The organism is Clostridium gallinarum (genome assembly GCF_014836325.1).
GTDB classification, from domain to species: Bacteria; Bacillota; Clostridia; order Clostridiales; family Clostridiaceae; genus Clostridium; species Clostridium gallinarum.
The window spans coordinates 1-9,914 of sequence record NZ_JACSQZ010000084.1 but is presented as its reverse complement, the minus strand read 5'-3'; the positions used below and the strand labels follow the sequence as shown (position 1 = coordinate 9,914).

Annotated in this window: 10 protein-coding genes; all 10 read right to left on the bottom strand. The window is 22.9% G+C overall.

Going from position 1 to position 9,914, the window contains the following annotated elements; genetic code table 11:
- On the bottom strand, positions 1–1,339 hold a 1,339-nt coding region (locus H9660_RS15055), incomplete at its 3' end, for a lipopolysaccharide biosynthesis protein (protein ID WP_191751201.1).
- 179 nt (positions 1,340–1,518) lie between these two features.
- Positions 1,519–2,550, bottom strand: a complete 1,032-nt coding sequence (locus tag H9660_RS15050; RefSeq protein ID WP_191751200.1) for a glycosyltransferase family 2 protein — start codon at positions 2,548–2,550, stop codon at positions 1,519–1,521.
- A gap of 15 nt (positions 2,551–2,565) precedes the next feature.
- Positions 2,566–3,726: a hypothetical protein gene (locus H9660_RS15045; protein ID WP_191751199.1), complete on the bottom strand. Its 1,161-nt coding sequence runs from the start codon at positions 3,724–3,726 to the stop codon at positions 2,566–2,568.
- Between the two features lie 39 nt (positions 3,727–3,765).
- Positions 3,766–4,785 carry a glycosyltransferase gene (locus H9660_RS15040; RefSeq protein WP_191751198.1) on the bottom strand — a complete coding sequence of 340 codons (1,020 nt, stop codon included), beginning with the start codon at positions 4,783–4,785 and terminating at the stop codon, positions 3,766–3,768.
- 20 nt (positions 4,786–4,805) lie between these two features.
- The gene (locus H9660_RS15035; protein WP_191751197.1) at positions 4,806–5,933 is read right to left on the bottom strand and encodes a glycosyltransferase; all 1,128 of its coding nucleotides are present in this window, start codon (positions 5,931–5,933) and stop codon (positions 4,806–4,808) included.
- Positions 5,934–5,966: 33 nt separating this feature from the next.
- Complete coding sequence (locus tag H9660_RS15030) at positions 5,967–7,061, bottom strand: glycosyltransferase (protein ID WP_207729498.1); 1,095 nt, start codon at positions 7,059–7,061, stop codon at positions 5,967–5,969.
- A gap of 74 nt (positions 7,062–7,135) precedes the next feature.
- Positions 7,136–7,990, bottom strand: coding sequence for a beta-1,6-N-acetylglucosaminyltransferase (locus tag H9660_RS15025; RefSeq protein ID WP_191751195.1), 855 nt, complete (start codon positions 7,988–7,990; stop codon positions 7,136–7,138).
- Between the two features lie 43 nt (positions 7,991–8,033).
- Positions 8,034–8,522, bottom strand: coding sequence for a PssE/Cps14G family polysaccharide biosynthesis glycosyltransferase (gene pssE / locus H9660_RS15020; RefSeq protein ID WP_191751194.1), 489 nt, complete (start codon positions 8,520–8,522; stop codon positions 8,034–8,036).
- Entirely contained in the window at positions 8,519–8,968 is a 450-nt protein-coding gene (pssD, locus tag H9660_RS15015) for a PssD/Cps14F family polysaccharide biosynthesis glycosyltransferase (RefSeq protein ID WP_191751193.1), read from the bottom strand. Before pssD ends, pssE begins: the two co-directional genes overlap by 4 nt.
- Positions 8,969–9,166: 198 nt before the next feature.
- Positions 9,167–9,823, bottom strand: coding sequence for a sugar transferase (locus H9660_RS15010; RefSeq protein WP_191751192.1), 657 nt, complete (start codon positions 9,821–9,823; stop codon positions 9,167–9,169).
- Between the last annotated feature and the right edge of the window lie 91 nt (positions 9,824–9,914).

Here is a 9,914-nt window from a genome sequence, read left to right as displayed (position 1 = left end):
GAATATATAAGCCAAAATAATATCCTAATTCCTTAAAATATTCTTTCATATTTCTTTCAAATATTCTTTTATATACATATTTAGGAAATGAATATAAAAATAAAACTAAATTACTACATATTGTTCCTATAAATACTCCAATTATCCCAAAAAAGTATCCTGCAATTAATGATATAAATAAATTAACAATTGATTCTATTATAGGAACCATTCTATCCTCATAAAAAATTCCAGAAGCATCTTTAAATAAAGCATATGAATTTCTCATACCATTTAAATAGAAATTTATTACTAAAGCTAATACTACATAATCTTTAAAAAGATATTCTTCTCCAATCCATAATTTTATGAATGGTTTCGAAATAAAAAACATACTAATTGCAGCATATGTATATATAAATGAATTTATTAATAATATACATTTAAAAATTTTATAACTTTTTTTAGAATCTTCCTCTATCACCAAATTCCCTACACTCGCTGTAAGAGAACTAAAAATTTGCGATATAATACTAGACAATTGATTTATAATTAATAAATAATTCGAATATAGACCAACCCATACTATTCCTAATCCAGGTAACATAGAAATGATAATATTATCCGTTCCACATACAACAAAAGTTCCTATTTTATGAAATATTAACCCTTTTACCTTTTTTAGTATATCATCCTTAATTTCACTCGGTAAATTATCTTTTGAATTATCATCTAGAAATGAATAATTTTTATTTACAATACTATTAATGATAATATTTTCACCAATTCTACAAAGTACTTTTATTATTAAATATAGATAAAAGTTACTAGTATATATAAGTATTACAACTTGTAATATATTCATAAGTATTATCATAATAGTATGTACTATATTTATAATATATGCTTTTTGATAAGCATATATTATAGATCTTTTATAAGAAAGTAAATACGATGATACTGTATCTATTAAATAAAATAAAAAAATAAATTTAAAATTAATATTTAATAACGTCTCGCCCACTATTTTATCAATAAATGGCATTATAAGTATTCCTAATATAAATACTATACTAGCCATAAATCTATAAACTTTTTTATAAAATGATAATAAATTATTTATTAATTTATAATCATTTAAAGCTACCGGTCTATATAAATTTGTAATAACTGCCGAACCAAATCCTAACTCAACTATTGCTAACATAGTAACAACATTGCTAAACAAACTATGTATACCTAAATATTCTTTTCCTAATATATTTAAAAATACTCTCTGAGCTATAAAACCTATTAAAACAATAATTGAATATGACATCAATGAATAAATTGTATTTTTAATGGCTGCTCTACTTCTCATAGTAATTTACATTTCCTTTTAAATTTTTCATTTTATAATTTCTCCTCTTTAATTATTTTATAAAAAGTAACTTCATTATTTTCCGTATAACAAACAAAATATTTTTTCTATTGTATTGATTAAATATAGATATCTTAAATCTAATCTTCTACTTTCAAATTAATTATATTTCTTTTAATTTAAAATATAATTTTTATAGTATAAATAACTTTTAAAATATAAAAAAGTCTAAAATATAATAACCACGCAATTATTTTTTTATCTAAACTACTATTCTTTTTTGTTATATCTATCGCTTTTATATATGGTTCTGATACAATCATATTGTTTAATCTTTTTTTTACTTCTGAGTAACTTAATTTACACTTAGAATTAAAATATTGATATTTCATACATCTCATTATTCCTACAAAAGATTCTTTATAGTATAATGTCCATATTTCCTTTGAAAGATTATGCTTATCTAATATTTTATATAGGTTATCATAAAATAATTTATCAACTTCATCCATATTATCAATATAATCTCTCGATACAGAATCATTTCGTTCATATACTATATATACTACTTTTTTTATATATTTAACTTTATTTACATTTAGATATACGTTGATATTGAATAACAAATCTTCTCCCATTTTAACTTTAGGTGCAAATTGGATATTATGATTGTCTAATAGTGATTTCCTATAGACTCTTGCACAAGGTGATCTTAATGATATATTGCCCCACTTCTCACTTATTCTGTTATTATCTAAAGCACATCTTATTAAATCACTCTTTTTATCTTCACCATATGTTTCAGTATATATTTTATTAGATATATCTTTATTATTCTTTTTATCTAATCCATATTCAAATAATAACAAATCACTTTCATTATCCAAATACTTCAGTACACATTCTATATAATCCTCTACTACTTCATCGTCTGAATCTACAAAAATAATCCATTCTCCTGAACTATTTTTTAAACCATTATTTCTCGCAGTAGAAACCCCTTGATTTTCTTGAGTAAACACTTTTATATTATCATATTTACTCTGATAGTATTTACACTTATTAAATGTATTATCTTTTGAGCCATCATCTATTATAATTATTTCAAACTTCTTAACAGTCTGATTCAATATACTTTTTATACATTTATCAATGTATTTTTCACCATTATATACTGGTATAATAAATGATATAAGTGGTTTTAATTTCATTTTATACTCCTCCATTTATATATATTCATTCCCAATATATTCTGTATTTTCATCCTCATTACAATTTAATTCATCTCTTTTATAAAATATTGCAGCTATACATATTAATCTAAATATCCATCCTACTGTCGATGTTAAACATGAAGCAAATAATAAATTTCCAAATATACCTCCCATTATTACAAATGAATAAAAATTATTTCTAGCCAAATCTAAATAGCAACATATAAAAATTATTAATCCTATTACTCCTATTTCAATTAATATTTTTATTAAATCCAATTCTAAATTATGTCCTAATACATTACTTGTAGATCCAAAACCATAACTAACATATTCTTTTAGTGGATACCATAATCTATATACACGTCCCATAGTAAAATCTCCAATATCCATACCAGTATATTTATTAAATAGCCATGAATTTTCTTGTTTTAGTAAAAAATAAAAAAAGAATGTGCTAATAATAAAGAAGAATTTAGTCCCCCACATTACTATATTATTTACTTTTTTATCACTTAAATTTAGTATACTAATAAATGCAAGAACAAATAATTGAAGTAATAACATTCTTTTGAAAACTAAAAAACAAAAAATAAAACTAATTATTGCTGCTTTAGGTGATTTCTTTCTATAATATATAAAAAATGCAGATAAGCTACTTGAAATTTCAGCAAAATCTGCTGATTCAAAAGGCGAATATGAATTAAAAAATGATATTGATAAAAAGTTAGCTATTGTAAATTTATCAAGACCAATTGATAAAACATATGCTATTAAAGACAAACCTAAAACATATTTCATAAGTTTCATTATATCTTCAAGTGACATAAAATTTATTATAAAAAATGTATACACAAAAGGAATTGTAAGTTGCATTAATTCTTCAATTGTTTTATATGTAAAAACTTTAACTTGATAAACTTTAAATATAGAAATAGAAAAAAATACAACTAAAACTATAGCTATTCTCTTTAATTCAAAGATATAATCTAATGATTTTTTTTCTTTTAAATCATTTTTTATATCATTTGCACAAATTAAAAAAACTATAAGTGTTATTAAGTATTTTAATAATTTAAAAACAGAGTTTCTTAATCCAAAGCTATTAAATGCTTCAAAAATAATTAAACTTATAATCCCATAAAATAATACTGTTCTTGCTTGTAATTTCATAATAAACCTCACATATTTATTTAAATATTCTTATATTTGCTATCTTACATTGTTTTTTATTTTATAAATAATTTTAATTGGTAAATATAAATTGTTTTTAGCAAAAAAAACTACAAATTTTCCCTTTAAATTAAGTTTTGATTTATTCACTTTTAAAATCATTTCTCTTATAAATTTATTCTTGTTAAATTCTTTCCATGAAATTTTATTATTTTTTTCATTATTTTCTTTATTAAAAAACTTTAATGTCATAGCAAATTGATAGCTTGTATATACTTTCATAAGATAAGCTTCATACATTTTATCATATAATCCTAACTCAATTAAAAGTTCTTTTAGTTTAATTAAGAAATTCAATAAGTCTATATCAGCTTTTTTATTATATTTGTCAAAAGTAGATTCTCCATAAATTCTATAATGATATAAAGGATAATTAGTATAAATAATATTTTCACTTGAAAATATTACTTTTATAGAATATAAAACATCTTCCGAATACTTAACTCCAGGAACCAATTCAATATTATTACACTTTAAATATTCTAGTCTATAACACTTATTCCATACTGATCCAAAATGCTTTATGCTATATTCATCACCTAACCAATTATTTTCATCTATCAATTTTTTAATTAAACTTTCGCGTTCATTTTTATCTAAATTTTTTATATACTCCTCTTTGCTATAACCTTCGCCATAATTTTCAAATAAAATAACATCACATTCTTTATATCTACTTATTACATTTATCATCTTTTCTAACAAATTTTTTTCTATATAATCATCAGCATCAATAAATATTAAGTAGTCACCAGTACAATTTTTAACTCCATTATTCCTTGCAATTGAAACCCCTTTATTTTCCTGAGTTATTATAGAAAATCTAGTATCATCTTTGATTATTTTCTCATAATCATATTTATAAATTTTATCTGATCCATCATCCACAATTATAACTTCAAAATTTTTATAACTCTGATTCTTTATTGAATTTATACACTCTTCAAAGAATTTACTCTTTATATTATATGCCGGAACAACAATTGAAAATTTTTTCATTATCATTTACTCCTATTAAATTATAATAAATCTACATAAATTTTTTCTATTTCTTTTATTTGATACCCTAAATCATATTCTTTACACTTAATTTTATATTTATCTGAACAAGCTATACGTTCTTTACTATTTAATATTACTTCTGCCCAATAATCACTACTTTGTTCTAAAGAAATAAAATTCACATTTCCCAAAATATCAACACTCTTAGTAATTGACGATGATACAACTCCAGGTAATCTATTTATTTGTGATTCAACCATAACAAATGGAAAACCTTCATATTTTGAAGTTAGAACAAAAACATCCATCATGTTATAATACTTTTCACAATCATTTACCTTCCCAGTAAAAATTACATCTTTTTCTATTCCCTCTTTTATACAATATTCCTTCAAATTACTTTCTAAAGTTCCCTCTCCAATAATTATTAATTTTGCTAAATCATTCTTCTTCTTTACTTTACTGAAAACTTCTAATAAAAATTGTTGATTTTTTTGTAATTCTAATCTTCCTATATTACCTATAACAAATTCATCTTTAATCTTATATTTATCTCTCATTTCTTTTCTTATATTTTCATCAAATACAAATTTTTTAATATCAATAGCATTATTTATCATTTTAAAATTATCGGATTTAATTAACTTATCAGTATATTTGCTTTCAGCCGCTAAATCTGAACATGCTAATCCTCTATCTATAATTCTTGATAAATATCTTTTAAATACATTTCTTGTGAAGGTATCTATAAAATTATTTTTAGGAATTCCAGGATTATGTGAATGCGATATAACTTTTATATTTTTTGTAAATCTCCCTGCTATAGCCGCACTAAAAATTCCAAAAAAAGAACAAGAATGGCAATGTATTATATCATATTTTTTCCTTTTTAATACTTTCCTAGTTTTTATAACTTCAATCAATGTTTTCAAATACTTATTAGAAATATTCGTTTTACATATATACACTTTACTTCCTGAATTAATTATCTCTTCATAAAAATCCATTCTTGAATCATCATATATAACAAAATCTATCTGAAATTTCTCTTTATCTATATTTCTAAATAAATTCATTACAAATACTTCATTTCCGCCTACACCTAACGATCCAACCGCTTGAATAATCCTTATTTTTTTATTCATTTATTCTTTTTCACCTACTTATATTTTAAACTTTTAATTAATATAAATTCGTCTTAATTTTTCAACCTCTAGACTAATATCATATCCACTTTTCTTCAACTCATTAATTGCTTTTACGCACATATTTTTTCTCAATTCATCATTAACTTTTTCAGTATTTAAAATAAAATCTCCCCATTCATTGCTATCAGTTGCTAAACTCATTGTATGAACTAAGCTTTTACATGGTATTGCAATATTAGAAATATTCTCTGAAGCTAAACATTTTACCCCTGTAGCCTGCGCTTCTACTATCGCTACACCTAATCCTTCAGACTTTGATGGAAATATAAATAGATCTATTCCTTGTAATAATTTGTTTACATCATCTCTTCTTAATAAAATCTTAACATTATCTTCTATTCCGTACTCTTTAATCATTTCTTTTATTCTATACGGAATTTCAGAATTACCAGCTATACATAATAATTTTACATTTATTTTTTCTTTTAAATATTTCACTACTTCAAATATTTTTTTATGATTTTTATCTTCATTAAAATATCCTACATGCCCTATTACGTAGTTATCATCTATATTTAATTCTCTTCTTATCTCACTTCTTGTAATACTATTAAATTTATATTTTTTCAAATCAATAGAATTATTTAAAACTAAAAACTCTTCATTTTTTCCAAATAACCAGTTTCCAGCTTCCTTAGAACAAGCAAATGCTAATGTGTATGTTTTTTTTAAAATAGGCTTTAAAATTTTATTTGTAATTTTATAATCGCAAGAAACACTATGAGCATGTACAATTATTTTTTCTATTTTATTTAAGTAAGCAGGAATTGACTCAAAAGCCATAGTTGAACTGTTTCCGTGTATATGAACTACATCAAACTTATTATTCTTCAATATTTTATGCAATTCATATATATATTTGATTATATTTTTCTTTCTTTCTAAATTAACTATTTTAATTTTGTTATCATAAAAAAACTTCTTATAGGTATCTTCAATTTTAGAGTTGACTATGATGGTAATTTCCATGCCCTCTTTATTCATATTTTTCAAATAATTTATTATAACTGAACTTATCCCCCCCATTGTAAAGGGAACAGTATTTATTATCAAAATTTTTTTCATTAATATATTAACTCCATTTACTTATAAAATTTAACTTATTGATTTATATATAAATTAATAATATTGCTAACCATTTAATTATCTCTTAGATTTTTATCTATAAAATCAATAATATAACTATTATTGATTTTTCTTGCAAAAATATTGCTACTATTAATTGCTTTTTCAATATCTATGTGCTCTAAATTTTTAGGTGATTCTTTATTACCTCTCCAATCTAAATATCTTAAATTATTATTAACTATATTGTTTTTAAACTTTGAATTCATTATTATTGTTTGAAAAAACATTTCATCTGGATAAATTGAATTTTTAAAAAAATTGTATACTTCTTCATTTTTATTAATATAATCTAATATATACTCCATACAATCTCCCGTTATAGAAAACCATGAAGATCCATAGTATAATTCAGGAATATTTTTTAAATTTCGTTGAAAGATTTTAACCTTTAAAACAAATTCTCTGTAAATTATTCTTAATAGTCTTTTAAATATTTGTTTTGGTCTTGCTATAATAAATTGTGGGTAATATACCAAATACCTATCCTTACCATTCTTTGATAAATTTTGCGTTGGTAGTTTTTCGTATTCTATATATTCTTTATCATTGTTATTGAAAAATTCTTTAATATAATCTAAGCTTTTTACAGGATAATCTTCTCCACTTAAAAAATGTATATATTTGTAATTTTTATTTTTAATACTTTTAAACAATTCTATAGTTGCTTCAACTTGTGAAAATCTTCCCCACATAACATTTTTTCTTTCTTCTAGAATAAATACATTTTTCTTTATATTGATCCCACTAATAATATTAGACTTTTTATCTACGTGAATATATAAATCAAAATCATCATCAAAAAAATCTATAATTCTATTTATAATATCTGAATTTTTATGACATTGAATAATGACTGCCATTTTCATAATAACTTCTCCATATCACTACATTTTTTAGTTATATATTAATTTAAATTAAATTATTAATTAGATTAGAAAACTCCTTAATAAATTTATTATTATTTAAGTTACTGCAATTAAATTCATTTTTCAATTTGGAGTAGTTTTCTATTTTTCCACTTAATTCTTTTATATTGTATACTGCAATCACTCTTTTTTCTTTCTCTAATTTATTTACAAATAAAACTTGATGTTCATCAATATGCTCTTTGAATTTCGGATTTCTTGGTACTACTATAGGTATCTTATCATATTTCAAAGCATGAAAAATACTTCCTGGACCACCATGGGTTATTACTATATCTGCTCTTTTTATATAATCATCCATATCATCATATGATATCATTTTTCTATACTCATAGTTTTTAGGTATATAATCACTGTATCCTATTTGTGCAATCACTTCATCATTAAATTTTTTTTCTTCTATTAATCTATCTAATTCTTTAAATAATCTATCCATACCTTGTTCGTGAGTTCCAACAGTTACAAATATCAAAATAATCCCCCCAATACTTTTCCCTTAGGATAAAATTTCTTTTGTTCTTCCCATTGTAAAATAAATAAATCACTTATCGGATAAACTATTTTTCCGGTTATAGTTGGTTTTTCAATTCTATCATATACTTCTATATAAACCACTTTAGCTCTAAATAACTTACCTATATAAAAAAACGGAATTGCAGGTGCTGCTCCCGTACTTATTATCAAATCCGGCTTTTCCTTTTTTAATAATTTTATGGCTAAGAAGGTATTTTTAATTAAATTTTTAATATTTCTATTTGTCGGAAAATGACACCAATATTTTTTTTCGTTTTTTAAAATTGATCTAGAGTCCTCTTTATTAAAAGTAACCCAAAACCTTTCTTTATCTTTCCACCAGCTCTCCAACTGCATCAAATGAGTTAAATGTCCTCCACTTGAAGTTACAAAACATATTTTCATAAAATTCGCCTCTTTTTCTTTACAAGATAAGTCTCTTGTATATACTTTTTCTTCTATATCAAATAATTAATTCATCTATTCTATTTAATATAATAACATCTAACTTGTATACTTTATCAGACAATACTCCTATATCCAAAGGATAAATTATCATAATGACTACCTATTTCTTCTTCCTTTTTAATTAATTTTTTATTTTTAACAAGCATTCTTATCACCAAATAATACAAATAAAGTTTTAAATATAAGTTTTAAATCCAATAAAAAACTTCTATCTTCTACATACTGTAAATCAAGCTTCATCCAATTTTCAAAATCTATATTATTTCTGCCCATTACTTGCCAATAGCAAGTAAGTCCTGGTTTAACATCAAGCCTCTTCAACATCCAAGGTTCAAACTCTCTAACTTCATTAGGTAGGCTTGGTCTAGGTCCAACCAAACTCATTTCTCCCATTAGTACATTAAATAATTGAGGTATTTCATCAATACTTGTCTTTCTTATAAACTTACCAACTTTAGTTATTCTAGGATCATCTTTAATTTTAAACATAGGTCCTGACATTTCATTTTTTTCTGCTAATTTTTCTTTTAATTCTTCAGCATTTACCACCATAGACCTAAACTTATACATATTAAATTCTTTTCCATTAAGACCTACTCTTTTTTGAGAGAAAATTATAGGCCCTTTTGATTCTAATTTAATTAAAATACTTACAATTATTAATATTGGACTTAATATAATTAATCCAACAACTGCACCTAAAATGTCTATTATTCTTTTAGATATGCTGTATAATAATCTTGTATTTTTTTCTTTTATTTCAGTATTAAACTTCACACTAACATTATCCATATTATCCCCCTACTATAATGTTATATTATTTTTCCAAACAAATTTTATGTATTTTCTATTAATAATCGTATTTATTCCAGTATTATTATAT

Coding starts and splice junctions, on each gene's coding strand:
- H9660_RS15050 (WP_191751200.1), bottom strand. CDS start 2,550: ATGAAATTAAAACCACTTATATCATTTATTATACCAGTATATAATGGT.
- H9660_RS15045 (WP_191751199.1), bottom strand. CDS start 3,726: ATGAAATTACAAGCAAGAACAGTATTATTTTATGGGATTATAAGTTTA.
- H9660_RS15040 (WP_191751198.1), bottom strand. CDS start 4,785: ATGAAAAAATTTTCAATTGTTGTTCCGGCATATAATATAAAGAGTAAA.
- H9660_RS15035 (WP_191751197.1), bottom strand. CDS start 5,933: ATGAATAAAAAAATAAGGATTATTCAAGCGGTTGGATCGTTAGGTGTA.
- H9660_RS15030 (WP_207729498.1), bottom strand. CDS start 7,061: ATGAAAAAAATTTTGATAATAAATACTGTTCCCTTTACAATGGGGGGG.
- H9660_RS15025 (WP_191751195.1), bottom strand. CDS start 7,990: ATGAAAATGGCAGTCATTATTCAATGTCATAAAAATTCAGATATTATA.
- pssD (WP_191751193.1), bottom strand. CDS start 8,968: ATGAAAATATGTTTTGTAACTTCAAGTGGAGGACATTTAACTCATTTG.
- H9660_RS15010 (WP_191751192.1), bottom strand. CDS start 9,823: ATGGATAATGTTAGTGTGAAGTTTAATACTGAAATAAAAGAAAAAAAT.